19 protein-coding genes and 1 pseudogene are annotated in these 24133 nt (G+C 69.5%); 10 read left to right on the top strand and 10 right to left on the bottom strand.

Annotated elements, in window-relative coordinates; all coding sequences use genetic code 11:
- Positions 1 to 3: 3 nt before the first annotated feature.
- Positions 4 to 810 (bottom strand): peptidoglycan editing factor PgeF, encoded by an 807-nt coding sequence (gene pgeF / locus IPG65_RS17450; protein ID WP_293192258.1) that lies wholly within the window; start codon positions 808 to 810, stop codon positions 4 to 6.
- Complete coding sequence (gene maiA, locus IPG65_RS17455; RefSeq protein WP_293192260.1) at positions 810 to 1448, bottom strand: maleylacetoacetate isomerase; 639 nt, start codon at positions 1446 to 1448, stop codon at positions 810 to 812. The genes pgeF and maiA overlap by 1 nt, the downstream gene beginning before the upstream one ends.
- Before the next feature lie 73 nt (positions 1449 to 1521).
- Here maiA and IPG65_RS17460 point away from each other — a divergent pair, with 73 nt between their 5' ends.
- From IPG65_RS17460 to IPG65_RS17475, 4 genes and pseudogenes are all read left to right on the top strand, one after another.
- The gene (locus tag IPG65_RS17460) at positions 1522 to 2340 is read left to right on the top strand and encodes a hypothetical protein (protein WP_293192262.1); all 819 of its coding nucleotides are present in this window, start codon (positions 1522 to 1524) and stop codon (positions 2338 to 2340) included.
- 785 nt (positions 2341 to 3125) lie between these two features.
- Positions 3126 to 3335, top strand: a pseudogene (locus tag IPG65_RS17465) (GMC oxidoreductase); the annotation flags it as partial.
- A gap of 872 nt (positions 3336 to 4207) precedes the next feature.
- Complete coding sequence (locus IPG65_RS17470) at positions 4208 to 5506, top strand: hypothetical protein (RefSeq protein WP_293192264.1); 1299 nt, start codon at positions 4208 to 4210, stop codon at positions 5504 to 5506.
- Complete coding sequence (locus tag IPG65_RS17475) at positions 5487 to 7292, top strand: alkaline phosphatase D family protein (RefSeq protein ID WP_293192265.1); 1806 nt, start codon at positions 5487 to 5489, stop codon at positions 7290 to 7292. The genes IPG65_RS17470 and IPG65_RS17475 overlap by 20 nt, the downstream gene beginning before the upstream one ends.
- On the opposite strand, the gene IPG65_RS17480 is transcribed toward IPG65_RS17475, so the two are convergent.
- From IPG65_RS17480 to IPG65_RS17490, 3 genes are read right to left on the bottom strand one after another with little or no spacing between them, the layout of a single operon-like run.
- Positions 7264 to 9078 carry a hybrid sensor histidine kinase/response regulator gene (locus tag IPG65_RS17480; RefSeq protein WP_293192266.1) on the bottom strand — a complete coding sequence of 605 codons (1815 nt, stop codon included), beginning with the start codon at positions 9076 to 9078 and terminating at the stop codon, positions 7264 to 7266. The two genes, IPG65_RS17475 and IPG65_RS17480, sit on opposite strands and share 29 nt — an antisense overlap.
- Positions 9044 to 9802: a response regulator transcription factor gene (locus IPG65_RS17485; protein WP_293192268.1), complete on the bottom strand. Its 759-nt coding sequence runs from the start codon at positions 9800 to 9802 to the stop codon at positions 9044 to 9046. Before IPG65_RS17485 ends, IPG65_RS17480 begins: the two co-directional genes overlap by 35 nt.
- A 59-nt stretch (positions 9803 to 9861) precedes the next feature.
- Positions 9862 to 10437, bottom strand: coding sequence for an OmpA family protein (locus IPG65_RS17490; RefSeq protein ID WP_293192270.1), 576 nt, complete (start codon positions 10435 to 10437; stop codon positions 9862 to 9864).
- Between the two features lie 332 nt (positions 10438 to 10769).
- Between IPG65_RS17490 and IPG65_RS17495 the strand changes: the two genes are divergently transcribed.
- The 4 genes from IPG65_RS17495 to IPG65_RS17510 are packed head-to-tail and all read left to right on the top strand — an operon-like array spanning position 10770 to position 13661.
- On the top strand, positions 10770 to 11330 hold the full coding sequence (locus IPG65_RS17495) for an NUDIX hydrolase (RefSeq protein ID WP_293192272.1): 561 nt from the start codon (positions 10770 to 10772) through the stop codon (positions 11328 to 11330).
- Positions 11327 to 12082, top strand: coding sequence for a leucyl/phenylalanyl-tRNA--protein transferase (aat, locus tag IPG65_RS17500; protein ID WP_293192274.1), 756 nt, complete (start codon positions 11327 to 11329; stop codon positions 12080 to 12082). Before IPG65_RS17495 ends, aat begins: the two co-directional genes overlap by 4 nt.
- Before the next feature lie 3 nt (positions 12083 to 12085).
- Positions 12086 to 12853 carry an arginyltransferase gene (locus IPG65_RS17505; RefSeq protein ID WP_293192276.1) on the top strand — a complete coding sequence of 256 codons (768 nt, stop codon included), beginning with the start codon at positions 12086 to 12088 and terminating at the stop codon, positions 12851 to 12853.
- A 22-nt stretch (positions 12854 to 12875) separates the two neighbouring features.
- Positions 12876 to 13661, top strand: a complete 786-nt coding sequence (locus IPG65_RS17510) for an IclR family transcriptional regulator (protein WP_293192278.1) — start codon at positions 12876 to 12878, stop codon at positions 13659 to 13661.
- Between the two features lie 103 nt (positions 13662 to 13764).
- Here IPG65_RS17510 and IPG65_RS17515 read toward each other — a convergent pair whose 3' ends face one another.
- The 4 genes from IPG65_RS17515 to pssA form a co-directional block, all read right to left on the bottom strand.
- Positions 13765 to 15003 (bottom strand): serine hydrolase, encoded by a 1239-nt coding sequence (locus IPG65_RS17515; RefSeq protein WP_293192280.1) that lies wholly within the window; start codon positions 15001 to 15003, stop codon positions 13765 to 13767.
- Positions 15004 to 15121: 118 nt separating this feature from the next.
- Positions 15122 to 16660: a 2-isopropylmalate synthase gene (locus IPG65_RS17520; protein ID WP_293192282.1), complete on the bottom strand. Its 1539-nt coding sequence runs from the start codon at positions 16658 to 16660 to the stop codon at positions 15122 to 15124.
- A gap of 39 nt (positions 16661 to 16699) precedes the next feature.
- The gene (gene leuA / locus IPG65_RS17525; protein ID WP_293192284.1) at positions 16700 to 18412 is read right to left on the bottom strand and encodes a 2-isopropylmalate synthase; all 1713 of its coding nucleotides are present in this window, start codon (positions 18410 to 18412) and stop codon (positions 16700 to 16702) included.
- A 221-nt stretch (positions 18413 to 18633) separates the two neighbouring features.
- Positions 18634 to 19503, bottom strand: a complete 870-nt coding sequence (gene pssA, locus IPG65_RS17530) for a CDP-diacylglycerol--serine O-phosphatidyltransferase (RefSeq protein WP_293192287.1) — start codon at positions 19501 to 19503, stop codon at positions 18634 to 18636.
- 236 nt (positions 19504 to 19739) lie between these two features.
- Between pssA and IPG65_RS17535 the strand changes: the two genes are divergently transcribed.
- Both IPG65_RS17535 and IPG65_RS17540 read left to right on the top strand, forming a co-directional pair.
- The gene (locus IPG65_RS17535; RefSeq protein WP_293192289.1) at positions 19740 to 20000 is read left to right on the top strand and encodes a CopG family transcriptional regulator; all 261 of its coding nucleotides are present in this window, start codon (positions 19740 to 19742) and stop codon (positions 19998 to 20000) included.
- A gap of 1 nt (position 20001) precedes the next feature.
- Entirely contained in the window at positions 20002 to 20430 is a 429-nt protein-coding gene (locus IPG65_RS17540; protein WP_293192292.1) for a TA system VapC family ribonuclease toxin, read from the top strand.
- Positions 20431 to 20584: 154 nt separating this feature from the next.
- On the opposite strand, the gene IPG65_RS17545 is transcribed toward IPG65_RS17540, so the two are convergent.
- Positions 20585 to 24085 (bottom strand): hypothetical protein, encoded by a 3501-nt coding sequence (locus IPG65_RS17545; protein WP_293192295.1) that lies wholly within the window; start codon positions 24083 to 24085, stop codon positions 20585 to 20587.
- Positions 24086 to 24133: the final 48 nt, after the last annotated feature.

Below are 24133 nucleotides of genomic sequence, written 5' to 3' on the forward strand. Positions count from 1 at the left end.
CGCTCATGCGCGCCAGATGCAGGCCGCCATGCGTCCGCTGCCGCCCAGCACGGCCTGGTCGCGCCGGTGCGAGAACCAGCGCTGGCGCTGCGTCACGGTGCACCAGGGCGCGCTGCCGTCGTTGCCGTGCACCCGCACGACGCCCTGCGCGGCCAGGCGCCGACGCGCCAGCGCGGCCAGGTCGGCCAGGTACTTGCCGCCGCCCAGCGGCTGAAAGCACGCGCCAGCGCCAGCATCGGCCGCCACGAAGGCCGCGCGCACCTCGGCGCCGACTTCGAAGGCATGCGGACCGATGCAGGGGCCGAGCCAGGCGATGATCTCGTTTGCTTCGTTATTGATAGCTGATGGCGCAATATCCACACCGGCTAAAGCCAGAAAACGCTTCAGAGTTTGCTCCAGCACCCCGCCCGCCAGTCCGCGCCAGCCCGCGTGCGCGGCGGCCACGGCGCGGCCCCGCGCGTCGGTCAGCAGCACCGGCAGGCAGTCGGCCACCAGGATGGTGCAGGCCACGCCGCGCCGCACGGTCATGGCGGCGTCGGCGGTGGCGCCGTCTGGCGTGCTCTCTTCCAGCTCGGCCACGGCGACACCGTGCACCTGCCGCAGGAACACCGGGCGGGCGCCCAGTTCGCGCCGCAGCCGCGCGCGGTTGGCGCTGACGGCGGCGGGCGCGTCGCCGACGTGGTCGCCCAGGTTGAGGAAGTCCCAGGGCGCGACCGACGCACCCTCGCCCGGACCCTCGCCGCGCGTGGTGAAGACCGCCCGCACGCCGCCCGGCGCGGGCCAATCGGGAACGAGCCAGCCGGGGGGCACTACTCGGCGTCCGGGCAGGCCGAGGGCTGGGCCTGCTGGAAGGCATCCAGCCTCATGCAGGCGTCGAACACGCCCAGGGTGAGCGGCAGGCCGGACAGGTCGCAGTCGAAACGCTGGGCGTTGAAGATCTGCGGCACCAGGCAGCAGTCGGCCAAGGTGGGCGTGTCGCCGTGGCTGAAGGTGCCGGGCCGCTCGGCCAGGTGCGCCTCGTACGACGCCAGGCCCAGGCACACCCAGTGCCGGTACCAGTCGTTCTTGGCCTCGTCGCTCGCCTGCAGATCGCGCACCAGGTACTTGAGCACGCGCAGGTTGTTGAGCGGATGGATCTCGCAGGCGACGATCTGCGTCAGCGCCCGCACCCGCGCCCGCCCCAGGGGGTCGGCGGGCAGCAGCGCCGGCGGCTGGGGGTGGACTTCGTCCAGGTATTCGATGATGGCCATGGACTGCGTCAGGCGCTGGCCGCCCGCCAGCTCCAGCACCGGCACCAGTTGCTCGGCCGTCAACGAAGCGAAGCCAGGCTGCTGGTGCTCGCCCCGGGGCAGGTGCACGGGCACGTAGTCGTGGGCCAGGCCCTTCAGCCGCAGCGCGATGCGCACGCGGAACGACGCGGAGGAGCGGAAGTAGCTGTAGAGTTTCATGGACGACAGAATACACAGCCATGCCCGTTCATGCGGGCGCGCACTCCTTCGCATGAACGACGACAACGCAGCGTTGTCGTGCTGGAATGCCCGGTCCGAACCACTGCCGCACATCATCCCTTCCACACCCATGGCCGTGACCGATCCTCCCGCGCGGGCAGCCTCCTGGCTCGCCAGCGATCTCGTCGAGTGGATCGATGAGGTGCTGCGCGCGGGACCGGCCGCGCTCGACGACGAGGGCCATCACTTCGACGTCGTGATCGTCGGCAGCGGCTATGGCGGCGGCATCGTCCTGGAGGAACTGGCCGGCTACGCGCGGCCCGGCGCACCGCACGGCGCGCCCCTGCGCATCGCCCTGCTCGAGCGCGGCAACGAGTACCTGCCAGGCGCCTTCCCCTCGCGCCTGGCCGATCTGCCCGGCCACCTGCGCTACAGCAGCCCGGACTCGCCCGCGGTCGGCGGCCGCGCGACCGGCCTGTTCGACCTGCGCCTGGGGCCCGACATGGGCGTCGTGCTCGCCAACGGCCTGGGTGGCGGGTCGCTGATCAACGCTGGCGTCATGGCGGCGCCGCTGCCCGAGGTCTTCGAGGACCCGCGCTGGCCCGCCGCCCTGCGGGCCGACCCGGGACTGGGCGCCGCGCTCGGGGCCATGCAGTCCCACCTGGGCGCGCAGGCGGCGCCGGTGCTCGGCGGCCGCCTGGCGGCGCTCGACGGGTTGGCGCCGTCGGCGCGGCGCCGATCACGGTGGCCCTGTCGGATGCCGGCGACCTGCGCGCCTGCAACCAGTGCGGGGACTGCGCGACGGGGTGCAACTTCGGCGCCAAGCGCTCGATCGACGTGGGCCCGATCGCCAACGCCCGCCGCCGCCACGACGCCCGCCGGCTGCGGGTGATCACCGGCGCCACCGCGCGCAGCTTCCGGCCGTCGGGCGAGGGCTGGCGCCTGCAGGTCGAGCACACCGACCCCAGCCTGCGCGACCGCGCCCAGGTCCGCTGCGACATCTCGACGCGGCTGCTGATCGTCTGCGCGGGCACCTTCGGCAGCACCGAGCTGCTGCTGCGCGCGCGGGCCGACGGCCTCGAGGGCTTGTCGCCGACGTTGGGGACCGGCTTCTCGGGCAACGGGGACCACCTCGTGCTGCTCGATGGCACGCCGCAGCCCGTGCGGGCCGTGGCGGACGAGGAACAGGCCTTCGGTGCCCGCGCCGTCGGGCCGACGATCACGCGGAGCCTCGACCTGAGGCGCGACCCGGAGCAGGCCTGCGTGATCCAGGATCTCGCGATCCCCGGCCCCCTGCGGCGGCTGTTCGAGGAAGTGGCCGCGTACACGGGGATGATGGATCGGCTCATGCGCGTCGATCGGCAGACCTACGGGCCAAACGAGAACCCGCCTGATCCCAATGGGCGCTGCCCTTCGGCCGTCGACCACGCCCTGGTCCTGGCGGTGATCGGCCGCGACGATTCGGCCGGCCGCCTCGATCTGCCGAGCGACGGGGCGGACGCCGAGGTCGGCACCCTCACCGTGCGCTGGCCCGGCGCGGGGACCGATCCGGGCATCGACGCCCTGCTCGAACGGGTCGCCCGCCTGGCCGGCGCCGGCGCCGCGGCGCCGGATCGGCCGACCCCCGTCCTGCACGCGAATCCGCTGTGGCGGCCGTTGCCGGGGCCGGTCGAGAACATGCTGGGCGCGGCGCGCGGCCCCCTCGTCTCGGTCCACCCCCTGGGCGGCTGCCGGATGGGAGACACGGTGCACCACGGCGTTGTCGATCACCTGGGCCGGGTGTTCCGCGGCGACCAGACGGACACCTTCGCGGGGCTGGTGGTGCTGGACGGCTCGATCATCCCCGTGTGCCTGGGCATCAACCCGGCCCTGACCATCGCCACCCTGGCGCGCCGCGCCATCCGGCGCCTGCGCGATCACCATTGGCGCTTCCAGCCGGCCGTCGCCGGCCCGGCACCGGCCGTTGATGCCACCTGGCCGCCCCGCCCGGTTTTCCGGCCCATGCCGGACGCGCAGGCGATCAACCCGACCCGCTTCGAGATCACGGAGAGAATGCAGGCGCGGGCCAGGATCGCGCACGCCGGGCGACGAACGGAAGCCCTGGTCACGGTCGAGCTCTGGTTCCGGCCCTTCACCCTGGCCGACGTGGCCGGGCGCGCCGCCGAACGCCGGCTGGAGGTCGATCCGGCGCGCAGCCGACTGCGGGTCGTGACCTGGGCCGACGCAAGCGAGCCGGACGCCTCCGCGTCCGGCAAACTGCTGCTGGAGGCTCCGCTGAGCGGCTCGATGCAGCTCTTCGCCCATGAGGCATCGGGGCGCTGGCGCCGCACGCTGCGGGCCTCTCTCGCCTGGCTGCGCAACCGCGCGGTGCGCGACCTCTTCAGCGGCGACTCGCTGCGCTCGCTGGTGTCGGGGAGCTGCGCGACTGGATTCCGCAAACGCTCAACCTCGCTTCGCGCGCGGGGGACCGGCGCCTGCTGCGCTACGAACTGGAGATCGGCGCGCCCGCCAGTGGCCTGCTGCTGGATGATCCTGCCGCCTGGACCGGACGGCGCATCCGCGCGACCAAGACCCTCACCTACGCCGTGGCCTGCAACCCGGCCGGCCAACTGCTCGAAGCCCGGATCGACGCGTTCCCGCGATCCCGCGCGCTGCGCGTGCGCGGGCCGTTCAGGGTCGATCTGCCCTACTTTGGCCAAGTCGCCGTGCCCCTTCTGCGCATCGTCGAGCAGCACGATCACGTGCGCGGGCTGGTCGATATGGCGAGCCTGCTGGCGTACTTCGGCCGCACCATCGTGCCGCTGCACGCTTGGTCGTTCCGCCTGCCCGACCGGCCGCGCCTGCCGCTGCCCAAGGACCCACGCCTGCCGCGGCGCCTGCCGGGACTGCCGCCGCCGCGCATCGTGTGGCTGCCGATGAGCGATGGCCGGCCCGTGCGGCTCACGCACTACGCGCCGCCGGCCGGCGTCATGGCACGCCCCGATCCGGTGCTGGCCCTGCATGGCTACAGCGCCAGCGGAACGACCTTCGCCCACGAAGCCCTTCCCGAGGGCGGCCTCGCCGGCGCGCTGTGCCGGCGAGGCCACCACGTCTGGGTGGCGGACTTGCGCAGCAGTGCGGGCCTCGAATCAAGCCGGGAGCCCTGGACCTTCGAGATGATCGGCTGCCAGGACATTCCGATGGCGGTCGCCTACGTGCATGGGCAGCACTCGGGCCAGGTGCACGTGGTCGCCCACTGCATGGGCGCGGCGATGCTGTCCCTGGGCCTGTTCCGGCGCTGGCCCGGCGACCCGGCCTTCACGCCCCACGCCGCGGCCTGCCGCGCGATGCCGGAGCGCATGGGCCGCCTCGTGCTCTACCAGGTCGGGCCGGCGGTGACCATGTCGCCGGCCAACCTGGCGCGCGCCTATGTGTTCCAGTGGCTCAAGAACTACCCCGGCTTCGGCGCGATCAGCTTCCGCCCGAGCGCGGTGCCTGGCACGGCGGAGGACATGCTCGACCGGCTGCTCTGCGCGGTGCCTTATCCGCGCTCGGACTTCTTCCGCGAGAACCCGCTCTGGCCCCCCTGGAAGCGCACGCCGTGGGTGGCCCAGCGCCACCGGATGGACGCCCTCTACGGCATCACCTTCGAAGTTCAGGGCATGAGTGACCAGGTTCTCGAACGCATCGACGAGTTCTTCGGCCCCTCGCACATGGCCACCACCGCCCAGGTCATCTGGTTCGCGCGTTCCCGGCTCATCACCGACATGCAAGGCCGGGGAGCGTTCATGACGCCCGACAGGATGTCCGCCCTGAGGCACCGGCCCGTGCTGAGCCTGCACGCCGAGCGCAACGGCCTCGTCGATCCCGACACGCAGCGCACCCTGACCGAGCTGCTGAGGCAAGCCGGCGCGGCCGTCCGCGCCGTGAGCCTGCCGGGCGGGCACCAGGACAGCCTGATCGGCCGCGACGCGGCGCGGGTCTTCGCGGAAATCGCCGAGTTCCTGGAAACCCCGGCCGACAACCCGGCCGCACCGCACCCCCCAACCGAGTCCAGCCATGAGCACGCCGGCGTCTGAGATCCGCAAGGCCCGTGCAGTCAGCGGCTTCGTGGACACCCTGCGGCTGCGCGAAAACCGCCTGTGCGGTACGGTCCGGTTCGAGTCGACCAATGGCAGGCCCCTGGGCGTTGTGCTCGTGCCGGTCGTGCGCCCTGCGGACCGCTGGCTGCTGCAGGGGCCGGATGGCCAGGCCGAGCCCCGGCCGTGTGCCAATGACATCCAGCCGGCCCTGGGGCGGATCGGCCATGTGCGCGCCGACACGGTGCCGATCGAGGTCCCCTGGCCGTCCGGCCCGGTGGCCGAGGCGCTCCTCCTGTTGCTGCATGCCCAGATCGAAGGCATCGGCGACCCGGAGTTCGGACTCGCGCGGATGGCCGGTGCCACGGCCAACGCCTCGAAGCGCTGTTCACACGCTCCCATCGACCCAGGATCTCCGCAGCCCGCCGATGCCCTGCGTGCCGCGATCGCCCGATGCATTGACCAACGTCCGGCCAGTGAACTCGACCTCGCGGTGATCCGCCGTCCGGCCGCGCTCGCGCACGGCGGCCCAGAAGCAACCGTGCGACTCGCCCCCTCGGACCACCTCGCTCCCGACCGCTCACCAGCCTTCGCCCTGGGCAGTTGCCAGTATCCGGCCGGCCTCATCGACGGCAGTGTGAACCTGCGCCATGCGGTCAGGAGCGAGGCGGACATCGGTCCGGCAGACAGCTCGCTGTGGCGCCTGGCCGCGCGCTGCGAGGCCGACCACTCGATCGACGCCGTGGTCCTGGCTGGCGATCTGGTGTACGTGGACGCCACGGCGGGGTTGTTCGACCCGAAATCCCAGCTCGACGCGCTCGACTTCGCCTATGGGCGGCTGCGTGACAACCGCGCCCTCGACCGGATCAAGCGCCTGGGCGTGTCGGTCTTCACCCTGATGGACGACCACGAGATCCGGGACAACTATGGCGGCGAGCCGGGCGAGCTCGACGCCGCGCGGCGCCGTTACCTGAACTCGCAACGGGCGATGTGGCCACCCCCGGTCCACTCTCCTGGTGCCCCACTGTGGACCACCCGGCAAGTGGCCGGCCACCCCTGCTTTCTGGCCGACACGCGGTCCGAACGCGAGGCCCGCACGCTCGCCAACTGGCGGGACGCACGGATTTACTCGCCCGCTCAATCCGCCGGGTTGCGGCAGTGGATCGCGGCTCAGTCGCGCACCGGCCGGCCGGCCTTCGTGGTCACCTCTTCCATGCTGCTGCCGCGCCCGATCCGCCTGCGCGACGGCGCGGCCGCGCTGGCCCTCCAGGCCGATGCCTGGTGCGGCTATCCAGCCTCTCTGCACGAGCTGCTGGCCTGGATTCATGACCGGCGCGCGGGCAACATCGTCTTCCTCTCGGGCGATGAGCACCTGTCCTCGCTCGCGCGCATCACGCTGCACGACGGCGAGCCAGGGCGCTTACCCCTGACCGTGTATTCGATCCACAGTTCGGCCCTCTACGCCCCCTTCCCGTTCGCCAACAGCCAGCCCCAGGATTTCGCCAGCTCCGATAGGTTCGAGTTCGAGGTCCCCGGCGCAGGCGGCGCTCGGACCCTCGCCTGCACGGTCGAGGTGCTCGACTGGATACCCGGAGACGGCCATGCCCTGATCCGCCCGGTAGAGACCAAGGAAGGATGGCGGATCGATGTGAATTTCGATCGCGTTGCCAATGGCGCCTCCACCGGATCCCGTGACCATCGGGTTTGGCTGGACACGGCGGCTGCGCCTGCAGAACCGGACGCGACGGCCCCCAGCTTCAATCCCGGGGCGGCTCGGAGCGTGTGAGGACCGCGTCGAGCATCTCCGCGAGCTTCAGCCCGTCCACCGGCTTGTAGAGGATCGGAATCCCCGATTCGCGCGCGGCCAGGATGCGCGAGGGCTCGGTCTCGCCGGTGACCAGCCAAGCCGGCGCATGGCAACCCAGGTGGCGCAGCGCCGCCAGCACTTCGAGGCCGGTGCGCCCGCCGGTCAGCCGGAAGTCCACGATGATCGCGTGCGGCGCGAATCCCTGGGACCAGGCGGCGACCGCGCCCTCCTGGCCGGGCACGGCGCGCGCCTCCCAGCCCAGGGCAACAAGGAAGGTAGCCAGCCCCTCGGCCACCTCGGATTCGTCGTCCACGACGAGCACCCGCCGCGTCGCGCCGAGGGCCAGAGGAGCTGGCCTCGACGCGCGACCTTCCGCGCCCATGCGCGAGATGTCGGGCACATCGACGCGCGGCACCACCACCTCGAAGGTGCTGCCACGCCCGAGTTCGCTCTGGAGGCGGATCTCGGCCTCGATCAGGCGCGCCAACCGGCGCACGATAGCCAGACCCAGGCCCAGGCCGCGACTGCGGTTGCGCTCCGGGTTTCCTGTCTGGAAGAATTCCTCGAACACCTGCTCGCGGACCTCGGGCGCGATGCCCGGGCCGGTATCGCTGACCTGGAAGATCACGTGCCGGCCATCGGCCGACGCCACGGCCCCGAGAGTCACGCCGCCTTCGCTGGTGAACTTGATCGCGTTGCCGATCAGGTTCTGCAGGATGCGCCGCAGCAGGCCGCCATCCACATGGGCCTGGAGCGGCACCGGGTCGGCCGGGTAGGCGCGATCGGAGCGCGTCGACACCACGAAGCTCAGGCCCTTGTCGTCAGCGGCGCGGATGAAGGCCTCCCCCAGATCATCGAGTAGGCGCGCCACGTCGATGCGCCGGGGCTGGGACTTGACCACGCCTGCGTCGAGCTCGGACATCTCCAGCAGGCTGTCGAGCAGGTTGCGGCTCTCACCGAGGGCACGCCGGATCGCCGCGCTGACCTTCTGCAGGGTGGCGTCCCCGCTGCTCTGCGCCAGCGCCTGCACGGTCGCCGCGTTGTACGACAGCGCGGTGAGCGGCTGCCGCAGGTCGTGACTGGCGGCGGCAAAGAAACGCGTCCGCGCTTCGCTCGCCCTCTCGGCACGATCGCGTTCAACCCGCAGAGACTCCGACAGGCCGACCAGGTCGCCAATCGTGCGCCCCTGGTCGCGCACATACAGCGACAGCACGGTGAACAGGAACACCACCAGCAAGCCGATCGCGGCGCCCTCGATCGTCCCCTTGAGCAGCCAGACCGCCACCAGGGTTCCGCCGTAGACCGCGGCCCACTCGAGATAACCCCGCAGATAGCCGGCCGACGGCGACACCGCGCCCGCCGCGTTGCCCACCAGGATCATGGTCATCACGTATTCGGCCGACTGCGAGGGCTGCATGAACACACAGACGATCAACAGGGCATGCACGGCCCCGAGACCAGCCATCAAATGCCCCATGCGTGCAAGCATCGCGTGGGCGGTCATGCGCCCCGACCGGTGCAGCCGGAGTACATAGGCCGTGCGGCCGACCTGGGCCGCCGTCATCAGTGCGAGCCAGATCCAGGCCAGCGGGCCCAAGCCGGCCCGCGCGGCGCTCCAGGTAAGGCAGACATCCAGCAGCAGGTGCGGCAACGGCAGGCGCCGCACCTGCTCGACCGCCAGCCGAACCTGTTCGGCCTCGATCAGCGGCCGCAGACGGGCGGCGCCGGCCTCAGGCTTCACCGGCCCCACGGCTTCGGGCGGCATAAGCGGCCTCGCCGCGCGACCGCGCGCCGACGATCTGGAGGATGGCCCGTACGTGGGACTTTACCGTGGTGTCCGACAGGCCCAAGTCGCGGGCGATGCGCTTGTCCGGTTCACCACGCATGAGCAGACGGAACACCTCGCTCTGGCGCGATGTAAGGTCGGGAAAGACTTGCCGAACGTCGAGCGCGGGAAGTGGCGCATGGGCTTCGGACTCGCCCGGCAGTCGACGTGGCAGCCGGTGGACGACCCCTTGCAGCGCATCACGAACAGCCTTGACAAGCTGCTCAGGCTCGGCCGACTTGGTGACGTAGCCGATGGCACCGGCAGCCAGGGCCTCGCGCATTACAAGCTCGCGCTCGTCGCCCGACACGACCAGGATCGGCGCCTCGCAGCCCGCTTCGCGCAGTGCCTTGATGGCCGTGGCTCCGTCGGACTGGCCTAGCCACCAGTCCAGCAGAACCACCTCGTAGGCAATCGACTTGACCAAGCCCGTCGCGAAGTCGAGATCGCGTGCCTTGTCCAGTGATACATCGGGCATCAGCACCTGGAGCAGCATTTCCAGGGAATCGCCGATGAGCTGGTGATCCTCGATCCATAGGGCCCGCATGTTCTTCCCCTGTAGCGGCGCGGTTGCATCGCCGCGCGTCGCAACCCGTCGGATGACAGCGTAGCAAGGCTGCTGCGGATCGCCATCCTTCGCACGAACGAGGCCGGCGTCGCTCACCGCCCTCGGAAGGGCCGATGACCGATCTTACCGCTCACCCCTCAACCGGGTAGGGGCTCTCAACGGCCCGCGACGGCCGCGCGCTCGGCCAGGAAGATCTCCACGCGGCGGTTGTGCGCGCGGCCAGCATCGGACTGGTTGCTGGCGACGGGCTCGCGCGACCCTCGACCTTCAGTGCGCACGCGGCGCGTATCGACGCCGCGCGTCGCCAGGTAGTCGCGCACGCTGTTGGCGCGCGCCACCGACAGCGGGTTGTTGATGGCGTCGGTGCCCGTCGAGTCCGTGTGGCCGACGATGAACACCTCGGTGTTGGGCTCCTGGCCCAGGCCCTGCGCGAACTGATCGAGGATGGGCCGCATATTTGACTTGATGTCGGCGCGGCCCGTGTCGAAGGAAATGTCGCTGGGAATGTTCAGCTTGAGTTGGTTGTCCGCCGTCTGTGTCACCTGGACGCCCGTGCCGGCTGTGGCCTGCTGCATCTGGGTACGCTTGTTCTCCATGTAGCGGGACCACACGTAGCCACCCAGAGCGCCCACGCCGGCACCGATGGCGGCACCCTTGCCGTCGCCGATCAGCCCGCCAGCGGCGGCACCCACGCCCGCGCCGATGGCGGTGTTGCGCTGAGTTTCGGACATGTTGGCGCAGCCAGCCATCAGCACGGCGGCAGCGGTTGCCGAGAGAACCAGGCTCCGGCTTGTGGAAATCAATGGGTTCGTCATGTTGTGCATCCTTTCTCCGCGAGGAAAAGTGTTCGGGATCAGCGCGCGGGACGATGAGCCCCGCAGCAGTTCCTGATTTGACAAGCCCCTCCCGCCACGACCTGTAGGACGCCAGCCCGTGGCCTCGTCAGGCCGCCCATTCCGAGGCGGATTGTGACGAAGTTGGCACGGACTCCCTTCAATTGTCGTTTTTCGCATGCCGCCAGCCGCGATGGCTCACGCCAGCGGGCCGCTACACTGCCAAGCCCATGCAGCCCCGAACGATCAAGCACTGCCGCGAATGCGGCGCCGCCGTGGTGTACCGCGTGCCCGATGACGGCGACACGCGCGAGCGCGCGGTGTGCCCGGCCTGCGACACCATCCACTACGTCAACCCGCTCATCGTGGTCGGCACGGTGCCCCACCTGGGCGAGCGCGTGCTGCTGTGCAAGCGCGCGATCGAGCCGCGCCTGGGCAAGTGGACGCTGCCGGCCGGCTTCATGGAGCTGGGCGAGACCATGGCCGAGGGCGCGGCGCGCGAAACGGACGAGGAAGCCGGCGCGCGGATCGAGATGGGCGCCTTCTTCAGCGCCATCAGCATCCCGCGCGTGGGGCAGGTGCATTTCTTCTACCTGGCGCGGCTGCTGGACGACCGCTTCCAACCCGGATCCGAAACGCTGGAGGCACGACTCTTCGACGAGGCCGATATCCCCTGGGACGAGATCGCTTTCCTGACCGTGCGCGAGACTCTGGAGCATTTCTTCGCCGACCGCCGGCGCGGCCAGTACGGGATGCACGAATCCAACATCCACTGGCCCGCCAGGAAATGAAACCCCAGCCGGCGCTGGCGGTCCTGCGTCCCGGCGAGCCGTTTCCGCCCCTGGCGCATGCCTGGCCGGCCGACTCGCCTGCGCCCGGCCTATTGGCCGCTGGCGGCGCGCTGGACGTGCCGACGCTGCGGGCGGCGTATTCGGCCACCATCTTTCCCTGGTTCAGCGCGGGCGAGCCGATCCTGTGGTGGAGCCCCGACCCGCGCATGGTGCTGCAGGTGGCGCGCTTTCGGCAGCACCGCTCGCTGCGCCGCGCGATCCAGCGCTTTGCCGCCACCCCGCGCGGCGAGATCCGCATCGACACCGCCTTCGGCGAGGTGATGGCGGCATGCGCGCGCGCGCCGCGCCCCGGCCAGTCGGGCACCTGGATCGGCCCCGAGATGCGCGCCGCCTACCAAGCCCTGCACCAGGCCGGCCACGCCCACAGCGTGGAAACCTGGATCGACGGCCATCTGGTGGCGGGCCTGTACTGCGTGGCGGTCGGACACGCGGTATTTGGCGAATCCATGTTCACCGAAGTCACCGACGGCTCCAAGATCGCCCTGGGCGCGCTCGTCGCCTGGTGCCGCCGGCACGGCGTGCCGCTGATCGACTGCCAGCAGAACACGCACCACCTGGCCTCGCTGGGCGCGGCGGAAATGCCGCGTGCCGACTTCGCGCGCCAGGTGCGGGCGCTGGCCGCGCAGCCGCCCGCGCCCTGGCGATTCGAGCCCGTATACTGGACCGACTTGCTTTCCCCCAGTTCAGCTTAAGCGGTGACGCACCTCAAGGATCTTCCGCTGCAGGCGCTGCAGTTCTACGCCACGGCGCCTTATCCGTGCAGCTACCTGCCGAACCGCCAGGCGCGTTCGCAAGTGGCCACGCCAAGCCATCTGATCCACAGCGACGCCTACTCGGGACTGGTGCGCAAGGGCTTTCGCCGCAGCGGCATGTTCACCTACCGCCCCTATTGCGACGGCTGCAGTGCCTGCCTGCCGGTGCGCGTGCGGGTGCGCGAGTTCCAGCCCGACCGCAGCCAGCGCCGCGCCCACGCCCGCCACCATCAGCTGCAGGCGCGGGCGCTCAAGCTGTGCTACATCCCCGAGCACTACCAGCTCTACCTGCGCTACCAGACCGGGCGCCACACCGGCGGCGGCATGGACCACGACAGCGTGGACCAGTACACGCAGTTCCTGCTGCAGAGCAACGTCAATTCGCGCCTGGTCGAGTTCCGCGAGCCCGGCCAGGGCGACGGCGCCGGGCCGCTGCGCATGGTCTCCATCGTGGATATCCTGGGCGACGGACTGTCGGCCGTCTACACCTTCTACGAGCCCGACCGGCGCGCCAGCTACGGCACCTACGGCGTGCTGTGGCAGATCGCGCAGGCCGCGGCCCTGGGCCTGCCCTACGTGTACCTGGGCTACTGGATCGAGGGCAGCGCCAAGATGGCATACAAGGCCCGCTTTCGCCCCCTCGATCGCTTGACGGACGGGCAATGGCTGCCACACGGCCGGGCCCCGGCCCAGGCCGCCCACGGCGGTTGAACCGCCGCAAGAACACCCTCTCATGCGCAGACCCAACCCCGACGCCCACCTGACGCCGACGATCCAGGTGATCGAGCGCATGTTCACGCTGATCGACGTACTGGCCTCGCGCGAAGAGGCCATGTCGCTCAAGGACATCAGCGCGCAGTCGGGCCTGCACCCCTCCACCACGCACCGCATCCTGAACGACCTCGCCTCGGGCCGCTTCGTGGACCGCCCCGAGGCCGGCACTTACCGGCTGGGCATGCGCCTGCTGGAGCTGGGCAACCTGGTCAAGGCGCGCCTGTCGGTGCGCGACGCGGCGCTGACGCCCATGCGCGAGCTGCACCGGCTGACGCAGCAGCCCGTCAACCTGAGCATGCGCCAGGGCGATGAGATCGTCTACGTCGAGCGCGCCTACAGCGAGCGCTCGGGCATGCAGGTGGTGCGCGCCATCGGCGGGCGGGCGCCGCTGCACCTGACCTCGACCGGCAAGCTGTTCCTGGCCGCGGACGAGCTCCAGCGCGTGCGCGCCTACGCCACGCGCACCGGCCTGGCCGGCCACACGCGCAACAGCATCACGCAGCTGCCGGCGCTGGAGCGCGAGCTGGCCCGGGCGCGCCAATCCGGCGTGGCGCACGACAACGAGGAGCTGGAGATGGGCGTGCGCTGCATGGCCGCCGGCATCTACGACGATCAGGGCCGGCTGGTCGCGGGCCTGTCGATCTCCGCACCGGCCGACCGGCTGGACGACGGCTGGCTGCCCAAGCTACAGCAGACCGCGCAGCAGATCTCGGCGGCGCTGGGACACGTGGCGCCGCCGCATTGATCCGGCGCCCAAGTGCCATCCTCAAGACGATTTTCAGTGCTTTCGGCCTCTAGCCCACATGCATATTTCGCCAAAAGCTATCGATAAGATAGCAAGCTGACGCTCAGCCGGCCAAGGCGCTGCCCACGGCCGTGTTGGCGTGGTGCTGCAGCTCGACCCAGCGGCGCACGCGCTCGGCGTCGCCCAGGCGGCTGTATTTGCCGGTGGAATCGAGGAACACCATGATCAGCTTGCGGCCTGCCACTCGGGCCTGCATCACCAGGCAGCGGCCCGCTTCCGAGATGTAGCCTGTCTTCTGCAGGCCGATGTCCCAGTCCGGGCTGCGCACCAGGCCGTTGGTGTTGTTGTACTGCAGCACGCGGCTGCCGACGGCGACCTCGTAGCTCGGCGACGTGGTCAACTGGCGCAGCAGCGCGTCCCGGTGGGCGGCGGCCACCAACACCGCCAGGTCCTGCGCGCTGGAGCGGTTGGCGCTGAACAGGCCTGTGGGCTCGATGTAGCGCGTGTCCTTCATGCCCAGCATGAGGGCGCGCGCGTTCATCAGCGCCACGAAGCGGCCCATGCCGCCGGGGTAAGTCCGGCCCAGCGCGTGCGCGGCGCGGTTCTCGCTCGACATCAGGGCCAGGTGCATCAGCTCGCCGCGCGTGAGCTGCGTACCGACGGCCAGGCGCGAGCGGCTGCCCTTCTCGGTGTCCACGTCGTCCTGGGTGATCGTGATCACCTCGTCCAGCGGCAGGCGCGCGTCGGAGACGACCAGCCCGGTCATCAGCTTGGTCAGCGACGCGATGGGCAGCACCGCGTGGTCGTTCTTGCTCAGCAGCACCTCGTGCGTGTCCTGGTCCAGCACCAGCGCCACGCTGGACTCCAGGTCGAGCGGGTCGCTGACGGCGCGCAGGCCGGCCATCTGCCCGAACGACAGGCGCGGCGCCGGCGCCTCCCTCGGCACGTGCGCGACCGTGCGCAGCGACAGGCGGGTCTGCTGCGACGCCACGCGCGACGCGCGCGAACCGACCTTGTCCTTGCGCTGGCCGGCCACCAGGGTGCGGCCTACGCGCTCGCCGCGGCGGGCCGCGCCGTCGTCGGCCGCGAAGGCGCGCTTGGCCGACATGCGCCGACCGCTCTTGCCGCTCGCCGGCGTCGTGGATTCAGCGGCCCTGGCCTTTCCGCCAGAGGCCTTGGAGGACGTGGTCTTGGTCTTGGCCGAGGCCGCCTTGGCGGACTTCTTGGCCGGCGCGGCAAGGGCCGGGCTGAGGGGCGCCAGCGTGAGCACCAAGCTCGCCGAGGCCAGACCCAGGCCACATGCCCACGCCGTCAAAAACTTCCTGAGTGCAGCCGTGCGCATCACTGTTCCCCAAACCAGACCACGAATGGGAACGGAGTGTACTGAAACTCAAAAAGAGGCGCAATATCAGCGACTTGCGCCTCTTTCTTCATGCATCGGCTCGAAAAAAGGGTTAACCCTATCCTTGCGCCGCAACCCGGTCAGCTTTGCTGTGTAATTTGTTGAGTGCACTCAGATAAGCCTTGGCCGAGGCGACCACGATGTCGGGGTCGGCGCCCACGCCGTTGACCACTCGGCCGCTGTTCTGCAGCCGCACGGTGACCTCGCCCTGGCTCTCGGTCGATCCGCTGATGGCGTTGACCGAGTACAGCACCATCTCGGCGCCGCTCTTGACGTGCGATTCGATCGCCTTGAGCGACGCGTCCACCGGCCCGTTGCCGTCGGATTCGCCGCGCACCTCCCTGCCATCGACGGTGAACACGATCTGGGCATGGGGCATCTCGCCCGTCTCGCTGTGCTGCGACAGGGAGACAAAGCCGTATTGCTCCTTTTCGGCCGTCACGCTCTCGTCGCTGACCAGGGCCAGGATGTCCTCGTCGAAGATCTCGCTCTTGCGGTCGGCCAGTTCCTTGAACTTGGCGAACGCCGCCATGATCTCGCCCTCGGACTCCAGCACCACGCCCAGCTCCTGCAGGCGCTGCTTGAAGGCATTGCGGCCGCTGAGCTTGCCCAGCACGATCTTGTTGGCGCTCCAGCCCACGTCCTCGGCACGCATGATCTCGTAGGTGTCGCGCGCCTTCAGCACGCCGTCCTGGTGGATGCCCGAAGCGTGCGCGAAGGCGTTGGCGCCCACCACCGCCTTGTTGGGCTGCACCACGAAGCCGGTGGTCTGGCTGACCATGCGGCTGGCCGGCACGATCTGCGAGGTGTCGATGCCGACGTCGAGGCCAAAGTAGTCCCGCCGCGTCTTCACGGCCATCACGATCTCTTCGAGCGAGCAGTTGCCCGCGCGCTCGCCCAGGCCGTTGATGGTGCACTCGATCTGCCGCGCGCCGCCGATCTTCACGCCCGCCAGGCTGTTGGCCACGGCCATGCCCAGGTCGTTGTGGCAGTGCACGGACCAGACGGCCTTGTCGCTGTTGGGCACCTTCTCGCGCAGCGTCTTGAGGAACTGGCCGTACAGCTCGGGAATGGCGTAGCCCACCGTGTCGGGGATGTTGATGGTGGTGGCGCCTTCGTTGATGACGGCCTCGCATACGCGCGCCAGAAAGTCGATTTCGCTGCGGTAGCCGTCCTCGGCGCTGAATTCCACGTTGCCCATTTGGTTGCGTGCGAAGCGCACCGCCAGCCGCGCCTGCTCGAACACCTCGTCGGGCGTCATGCGCAGCTTCTTCTCCATGTGCAGCGGGCTGGTGGCGATGAAGGTGTGGATGCGCCCGCTGGCGGCCCCCTTCAGCGCCTCGGCGGCGCGCGCGATGTCGCGGTCGTTGGCGCGCGAGAGCGAGCAGATGGTCGAGTCCTTGATCACGTTGGCAATGGCCTGCACGCACTCGAAGTCGCCGTTGCTGCTGGCGGCGAAGCCGGCCTCGATCACGTCCACCTTCAGGCGTTCGAGCTGGCGGGCGATGCGCAGCTTCTCGTCGCGCGTCATGCTGGCGCCGGGCGATTGCTCGCCATCGCGCAAGGTGGTGTCGAAAATGATCAGCTTGTCGGTCATCGTGTTTTCTCCTGGTCTGTTCGTCGAATCGCGCGGGGCTCAGGCGGCCACGGCGTCGGTCACGGACCGCGATTGTGCCGTGCCCCCAGGAGCGGCCCACCCCAACGCCTCGGCCCGGTGCACCCCGGAGGCGATGGCCCTGAAGGAAGCCGCCGTGGTGTCGGCATCGATGCCGACGCCGAACAGCGCCTGCGAGCCGTCCACGCGCAGCTCGACGTAGGCGACCGCGCGCGCATCCGCGCCGCTGCCGATGGCGTGCTGCTGGTAGTCGACGACGCGGATGGCATGGCCGGCGGCCTGCCCCAACGCGCGGCTGAAGGCGTCGATCGGCCCGTTGCCGCGACCTTCGATGGCATGCACCTGGCCGTTCCAGGAAAGGTCGCCGCGCAGCGAGACGATGCCCCCGTCATGCGCCTGCACCACGTGGCGGCGCAGGCCATGGCCCGTCTCCATGCGGTATTCGCGCTGGAAGATGCGCCACAGGTCGGCGGCGGTCAACTCCTTGCCCTCGGTGTCCATCACGCGCTGCACCACCTGGCTGAACTCGATCTGCAGGCGGCGCGGCAACGCCAGGCCGTATTCGCTTTCGAGCAGGTACGCCATGCCGCCCTTGCCCGACTGGCTGTTGACACGGATGATGGCCTCGTAGCTGCGGCCCAGGTCCTTCGGGTCGATCGGCAGGTAGGGCATCTGCCACACGTCGCCCTCCCGCCGGGCGGCGAAGGCCTTCTTGATCGCGTCCTGGTGCGAGCCGGAAAACGAGGTGTAGACCAGATCGCCCGCGTAGGGGTGGCGCGGGTGCACGGGCAACTGGTTACAGTGCTCGACCTCGGCCCGCACGGCGTCGATGTCGGAAAAATCCAGCCCCGGCGCCACGCCCTGGGTGTAGAGGTTGAGCGCCACGTTGACCACGTCCAGGTTGCCCGTGCGCTCGCCGTTGCCGAACAGGCAGCCCTCGACCCGGTGCGCGCCGGCCATGAGCGCCAGCTCGGCGCTGGCGGTGCCGGTGCCGCGGTCGTTGTGCGGGTGCACCGAGATCACCACCTCGGGCCGGCCAGCGAAGCGGCGCGCCATCCACTCGATCTGGTCGGCGAACACGTTGGGCGTGGCGCATTCCACCGTGGTCGGCAGGTTCAGGATGATGGGGCGTCCCGGCCCCCAGGCGGCGATGGCGGTCTCGCAGGCCTGCAGCGACACGTCAAGCTCGGCCAGGCTGAAGGTCTCGGGCGAATACTGCAGCACCCATTCGGCGCCCGGCTGCGCGTCGGTGAGCTGCCGCACCTGCCGCACGCGCGCGTCCACGAGTTCCATCACCTGCGGCACGCTCATGCCGAACACCACCTCGCGCCACACCGGGGCGACGGCGTTGTAGACGTGCACGATGGCGCGCCGCGCGCCGCGCAGCGACTCGATGGTGCGCTCGATCAACTCGTCGCGCGCGGGCGTCATGACCTGAATGGTCACGTCGGGCGGAACGCGCCCCTCGTCGATCAGCTTGCGCACGAAGTCGAACTCGATCTGCGACGAGGCGGGAAAGCCGACCTCGATCTCCTTGAAGCCGGTCTTCACCAGCAGCTCGAACATGCGCAGCTTGCGCGCGGCGTCCATGGGTTCCACCAGCGCCTGGTTGCCGTCGCGCAGGTCGGTGGACAGCCACGTCGGCGCGCGGGACAGGACGGCGTCGGGCCAGGTGCGGTCCTTCAGGCCGATGGGCGGAAAAGCGCGGTACTTGGTGCTGGGTTGCTGGAGCATGGGGTCATCCTTGTGGGAGGGGTTCGCCACCAGCAACACGAATGCAAACGGCCCGCTGCTGGTGCATACGGGCCGTCGAGGTGTTCGATGAAGAAATGAACGCGTCTAGCCCGCCTGTGGTAGCAGTAGAGCCAGTAGCGCACGCGCGGCGCAAGCCGATGCATCGGCTTGGACGGCAGCGGCGCGGGCGAATTTCATAAGCCGATTACTCTATCACAAACTCAGTCGTGCAGGCCGCGTTCGTCCGGCTCGTCGGTGGAAGTGCTGACGATGCTGACCGGCTCGCCCTTGGCGCGCCGCCAGGCGTAGATGACGTAGCCCGACAGCGCGTAGCCCACGAACAGCACGAACAGCATGGTGGCCGGCTCGATGCTGATGATGGCGAACACCAGCGCCACCAGCACCAGCACCGCGAAAGGCACGCTGCGCCGGCCGCCGAAGTCCTTGAAGCTGTAGTAGGGGATGTTGGTCACCATCGTCAGGCCGGCGAACAGCGTGACTGCGAACATGATCCACGACAGATCGCCCCGCCCGATCGGCACGCCGCCACCGCCGACCGAGATCAGCGCGCGGAACAGCGGCACCTCGCGGTGCGCGACCAGCATGGCGCTGGTGAGCCAGATAAAGCCCGCCACCAGCGCCGCCGCCGCCGGCGACGGCAGGCCCTGGAAGTAGCGCTTGTCCACCACGCTGGTGTTGACGTTGAAGCGCGCCAGCCGCAGCGCCGCGCAGGCGCAGTAGATGAACGCGGCAATCCAGCCCCAGCGGCCCAGGGTTTCCAGCGCCCACAGATAGGCGATCAGCGCGGGCGCCACGCCAAAGGACACCATGTCGGCCAGCGAATCCATCTGCTCGCCAAACGCGCTTTGCGTGTGCGTCATGCGCGCCACGCGGCCGTCCAGGCTGTCCAGCACCATGGAGGCAAAGATGGCCGCGGTGGCCAGGTCAAAGCGGTTGTTGATCGCCATGACGATGCCGTAGAACGCCGCGAACAGCGCCGCCAGCGTGAACAGGTTGGGCAGCACGTAAATGCCCTTGGCCAGCCCTCGACGCGCATGCGGCTCGGGCGCATCGGGTGTGTTTCGTTCCATGAGGCTGATCTTACGTGGTGAGCCCACGCCCGTGGCGCATCGGCTTTCGCCGCGAACGCCCCCACAGCCACGCCCCAGTCCCTGCAGGAGCGGCTTCAGCCGCGAATGCCCGCGTTTCCTTGCGGTTCGCGGCCAAAGCCGTTCCTGCAAGTCATCGGCGTGCGTCAGTCCCGACAAGCCATCAAAGATGCGTGATGCGTTAGCATCAAACATCCCGTTTTTTTCAGGAGCCCGCCATGCGCACCACGCTCGACATTGCGGACGACGTGCTTTTCGCCGCCAAGGAACTCGCACGCCGCGAAAAAAAGCCGCTGGGCCAGATCATCAGCGAACTGGCCCGCCAAGCCTTTGCCCAGCCCACCGCACTTGCGGCACCTGCCGCCGCCGCGCACGTGGCCGAACCGCTCGCCGCCTATGGCATCCACCCGCTGCCGCCGCGCGGCGCCGTCATCAGCAATGAATTGATCGACCGCCTGCGCGACGAAGAAGGCGTTTGACGTGCGCGCCCTGCTTGACGTGAACGTACTGATCGCGCTGCACGACAGCGACCACGTGCACCACCACACCGCCTCGCGCTGGCTGCAAGCGCACATTGCCCAGGGCTGGGCCAGTTGCCCGCTGACGCAAAACGGCTGCTTGCGCATCATGGCCCAGCCCGGCTACGGCCAGCCGCAGCCGCTGGCCGTGCTGGCGGCCATGCTGGGCCAATCGACCGCCGCGCGCTTTCATGCGTTCTGGCCCGATGACCTCAGCGTGCTGGACGCCGGGCATTTCCACCACGCCCACATCCACAGCCCGCGCCAGTTGACCGACCTGTACCTGCTGGCGCTGGCCGTGCGCCACGGCGGGCGGCTGGTGACGTTTGACCAGCGCATTGCCCTCAGCGCGGTGCCGCAGGCGCGGGCGGCGCATCTGGTGGTGCTGTAGCCCGCTGGCCTGAGTAGACACGTAGGGTGGGTAGAGCGAAGCGAAACCCACCAAACACACAACACACACCCATTGTTGTTTGCATGCCGAGTGGAGATGGGTTTCGCTTCGCTCTACCCATCCTACGAGCTACGAGCTGCCACCCTTAGAACGCTTACCCACGCGCGTGCCGCGAGCGAGCCAGCCCGATGGACGCCAGCATCGCCCCCAACAACCCGAGCAGCCACGCCGACAGCGTGGGCACCGGCACCAGTGCCCGCACGGCCACGTCCACGGTGGCCGTGGCCTGCTCGTGGTTCGCATCGGCTGCCCTGGTGGCGGTGACGGTGCAGGTGCCCACGGCGGTGCCGGTCAGCGTGCTGCCGTTCACCGTGCAAAACGCATTGCCCGCAGTCACCGCATAGCTCACCGCGCCCGTGCCCGAGCCGCCCGTGGTGCCCAGCGTGCTGATGCCACCGAGGGTGACGCCAGCCGGGCTGGCGGTGGCGGTCAGGGCGGCCTGGCTGGCTTTGCCGATGCTCAGGGTTTGCGTCTCTGTGGCGACCTCGTAGCTGGCGTCGCCCGCTTGCGTGGCGGTGATCTGGCAATTGGCCGTGCCCGCGTTGATGCCCGTCACCACGCCTGCGCTGCTCACCGAGCAATCGGTCGATGTTGTGGAGAACGTGATCGGATAACTTGTGCCTGGTGTTGCCGTGGTCGAGGCCGTCACCGTGCCGGTACCGCCGTACAGCACGGTGGGCAGGGGGTCGAAGGTGATGAGCTGACTGGCTTTGCCCACATTGATCGTCTGCTGCACCTGCGGCGCAGCGCTGTAGTTTGCATTACCGGCCTGATTCGCATTGACGATGCAGTTGCCTACGCCAGTGAACGACACCACCCCACTTGCAATCGTGCACGCGCCTGCGGTGGAGGCGGCGTCAAGGGTGAACGTCACCTCGTTGCCCGAGCCACCGCCGGTGGCGGCTACGGTGTAGGTCGCGCCGCCTACCGTGGCATTGCCGGGTGCGGTCGAGGTGAAGGTGATGGTTTGCGGCAGCCTCGTGATTTCGAGCAGGCGCAACTGCTGCGGCGCTGCTGCGGTGGTGCCGCCGTCTCCATCGCCGCCGCCCGCGCGCGAGGCGCGCACGCCGCACAGCGCGCCGACGGCCCCAGTGGCGGCCAGCGTGGTGCCGCTGACAGTGCAGGTATCGGGGGTCCACACATCAAAGACGATTGGCGCGCTGCCGCCAGCGCTTGCCTGCGCGGCGAGGGACAGCATGCCGCCCAGCGCAATCGTCGTCAGGGGCACGGTCGGCGCAGGCGGATTGAAGGCCAGCGATTGACCACTGCGCAGCGCCAATGGCCGCGGATGGGGGTTGTCGTTGCCGTTGTTGGTCGGGTTGCCGAGCTCGCCGTTCCGGTTCGAGCCCCAGCACGTGACCGCACCCGCCGTGCTCAGCGCACAGGTGTGGCTAAAGCCCGCCGCGATCGCCGCCACACCGCTCAAACCCGTGACCGGCTGCGGTGCCGGATTGGAGCTGTTATTGCCGCTGTTGGTCGGGTTGCCGAGCTGGCCGCTGTTGTTCAAGCCCCAGCACGTGACCGCACCCGACGTGGTCAGCGCGCAGGTGTAAAGTCGGCCCGCCGTGATCGCCGCCACGCCGCTGCTCAAACCCGTGACCGGCTGCGGTGCCGGATTGGGGTTGCTATTGCCGCTGTTGGTCGGGTTGCCGAGCTGGCCTCTGTTGTTCAAGCCCCAGCACGTGACCGCGCCCGCCGTGCTCAGCGCGCAGGTGTGATCGCTGTTCGCCGTGATCGCCACCACGCCGCTGCTCAAACCCGTGACCGGCTGCGGTGCCGGATTGGGGTTGTTATTGCCGCTGTTGGTCGGGTTGCCGAGCTGGCCTCTGTTGTTCAAGCCCCAGCACGTGACCGCGCCCGACGTGGTCAGCGCACAGGTGTGGGCGTCGCCCGCCGCGATCGCCACCACGCTGCTCAAACCCGCCACCGGCTGCGGTGCCGGATTGGGGTTGCTGTTGCCGTTGTTGGTCGTGTTGCCGAGCTGGCCGTACCAGTTCAAGCCCCAGCACGTGACCGTGCCCGCCGTGCTCAGCGCGCAGGTGTGAAGTTGGCCCGCCGTGATTGCGACCACACCGCTGTCCAAGTCCGTCACCGGCAACGGTGTCGGATTGGCGTTGCTGTTGCCGTTGTTGCTCGTGTTGCCGAGCTGGCCGTACAAGTTGTCACCCCAGCACGTGACCGCGCCCGCCGTGCTCAACGCACAAGTGTGGGAAGCGCCCGTCGCGATCGCCGCCACACCGCTGCCCAAACCCGTGACCGGCAGTGGTGCCGGATTGGGGTTGTAATTGCCGCTGTTGCTCGGGTTGCCGAGCTGGCCGAACCGGTTTTCCCCCCAGCACGTGACCGCGCCCGCCGGGGTCAGCGCGCAGGTGTGGTCGCCGCCCACCGCAATCGTGCCGACCGGCTGGTCGACTGGCGTGCCGCTGATCGTGACCGGGCGCGTCGCATAGGCCACACCCTGGGCGTAGCCGCTCACGGCGCGAGGCACCGGGTTGGCGTTGTTGTTGCCGGTGTTGGTCGGGTTGCCGAGCTGACCGAACTGGTTCCGACCCCAGCACGTAAGCGCGCCCGCCGTGCTCAGCGCGCAGGTGTGGGCAGCGCCCGCCGTGATTGCCGCCACACCGCTGCTCAAACCCGTCACTGGCTGTGGATTGGCGCTGCTGTTGGTCGGGTTGCCGAGCTGGCCGACGCTGTTGTCACCCCAGCACGTAAGCGCGCCCGCCGTGCTCAGCGCGCAGGTGTGGTGGTCGCCCGCCGCGATCGCCGCCACGCTGCTCAAACCCGCCACCGGCTGCGGTGCCGGATTGGCGTTGCTGTTGCTGTTGCCGAGCTGGCGGTAGAAGTTGTCACCCCAGCACGTGACCGCGCCCGCCGTGCTCAACGCACAAGTGTGGGCAGCGCCCGTCGCGATCGCCGCCACACCGCTGCCCAAACCCGTGACCGGCAGTGGTGCCGGATTGGGGTTGTTATTGCCGCTGTTGGTCAGGTTGCCGAGCTGACCGAACTGGTTCCGACCCCAGCACGTGACCGCGCCCGCCGTGCTCAGCGCGCAGGTGTAATCGTTGCTCGCCGTGATCGCCACCACGCCGCTGCTCAAACCCGTGACCGGCTGCGGTGCCGGATTGGGGTTGTTATTGCCGCTGTTGGTCGGGTTGCCGAGCTGGCCGTACCGGTTCGAGCCCCAGCACGTGACCGCGCCCGACGTGGTCAGCGCACAGGTGTGGGCGATGCCCGACGCAATCGCCGCCACGCCGCTGCTCAAACCCGTGACCGGCAGCGGTGCCGGATTGGGGTTGTTATTGCCGCTGTTGGTCAGGTTGCCGAGCTGACCGAACTGGTTCCGACCCCAGCACGTGACCGCGCCCGCCGTGCTCAGCGCGCAGGTGTGGCCGCTGCCCGCCGCGATCGCCGCCACGCCGCTGCTCAAACCCGTGACCGGCAGCGGTGCCGGATTGGGGTTGTTATTGCCGCTGTTGGTCAGGTTGCCGAGCTGGCCTCTGTTGTTCAAGCCCCAGCACGTGACCGCGCCCGCTGTGCTCAGCGCGCAGGTGTGGTCACCCCTCGCCGAGACCTGGGTCACGGTCGGGTCGAGCATGCTCGGCGTCTGCGCCCTTGCGGGCAGGACGGTCGCGACGGTTGCAAA

It is taken from the genome of Ottowia sp., assembly GCF_016703145.1.
Taxonomy (GTDB): Bacteria; Pseudomonadota; Gammaproteobacteria; order Burkholderiales; family Burkholderiaceae_C; genus Ottowia.

Bases quoted from the DNA above. Each gene is read 5' to 3' on its own strand.
- IPG65_RS17480 (WP_293192266.1), bottom strand. From the start codon at position 9,078: ATGCCGCCCGAAGCCGTGGGGCCGGTGAAGCCTGAGGCCGGCGCCGCC.
- IPG65_RS17470 (WP_293192264.1), top strand. From the start codon at position 4,208: ATGGCGAGCCTGCTGGCGTACTTCGGCCGCACCATCGTGCCGCTGCAC.
- IPG65_RS17495 (WP_293192272.1), top strand. From the start codon at position 10,770: ATGCAGCCCCGAACGATCAAGCACTGCCGCGAATGCGGCGCCGCCGTG.
- IPG65_RS17490 (WP_293192270.1), bottom strand. From the start codon at position 10,437: ATGTCCGAAACTCAGCGCAACACCGCCATCGGCGCGGGCGTGGGTGCC.
- pssA (WP_293192287.1), bottom strand. From the start codon at position 19,503: ATGGAACGAAACACACCCGATGCGCCCGAGCCGCATGCGCGTCGAGGG.
- IPG65_RS17520 (WP_293192282.1), bottom strand. From the start codon at position 16,660: ATGACCGACAAGCTGATCATTTTCGACACCACCTTGCGCGATGGCGAG.
- IPG65_RS17515 (WP_293192280.1), bottom strand. From the start codon at position 15,003: ATGCGCACGGCTGCACTCAGGAAGTTTTTGACGGCGTGGGCATGTGGC.
- IPG65_RS17510 (WP_293192278.1), top strand. From the start codon at position 12,876: ATGCGCAGACCCAACCCCGACGCCCACCTGACGCCGACGATCCAGGTG.
- leuA (WP_293192284.1), bottom strand. From the start codon at position 18,412: ATGCTCCAGCAACCCAGCACCAAGTACCGCGCTTTTCCGCCCATCGGC.
- aat (WP_293192274.1), top strand. From the start codon at position 11,327: ATGAAACCCCAGCCGGCGCTGGCGGTCCTGCGTCCCGGCGAGCCGTTT.
- maiA (WP_293192260.1), bottom strand. From the start codon at position 1,448: ATGAAACTCTACAGCTACTTCCGCTCCTCCGCGTCGTTCCGCGTGCGC.
- IPG65_RS17475 (WP_293192265.1), top strand. From the start codon at position 5,487: ATGAGCACGCCGGCGTCTGAGATCCGCAAGGCCCGTGCAGTCAGCGGC.
- IPG65_RS17545 (WP_293192295.1), bottom strand. From the start codon at position 24,085: ATGCTCGACCCGACCGTGACCCAGGTCTCGGCGAGGGGTGACCACACC.
- IPG65_RS17535 (WP_293192289.1), top strand. From the start codon at position 19,740: ATGCGCACCACGCTCGACATTGCGGACGACGTGCTTTTCGCCGCCAAG.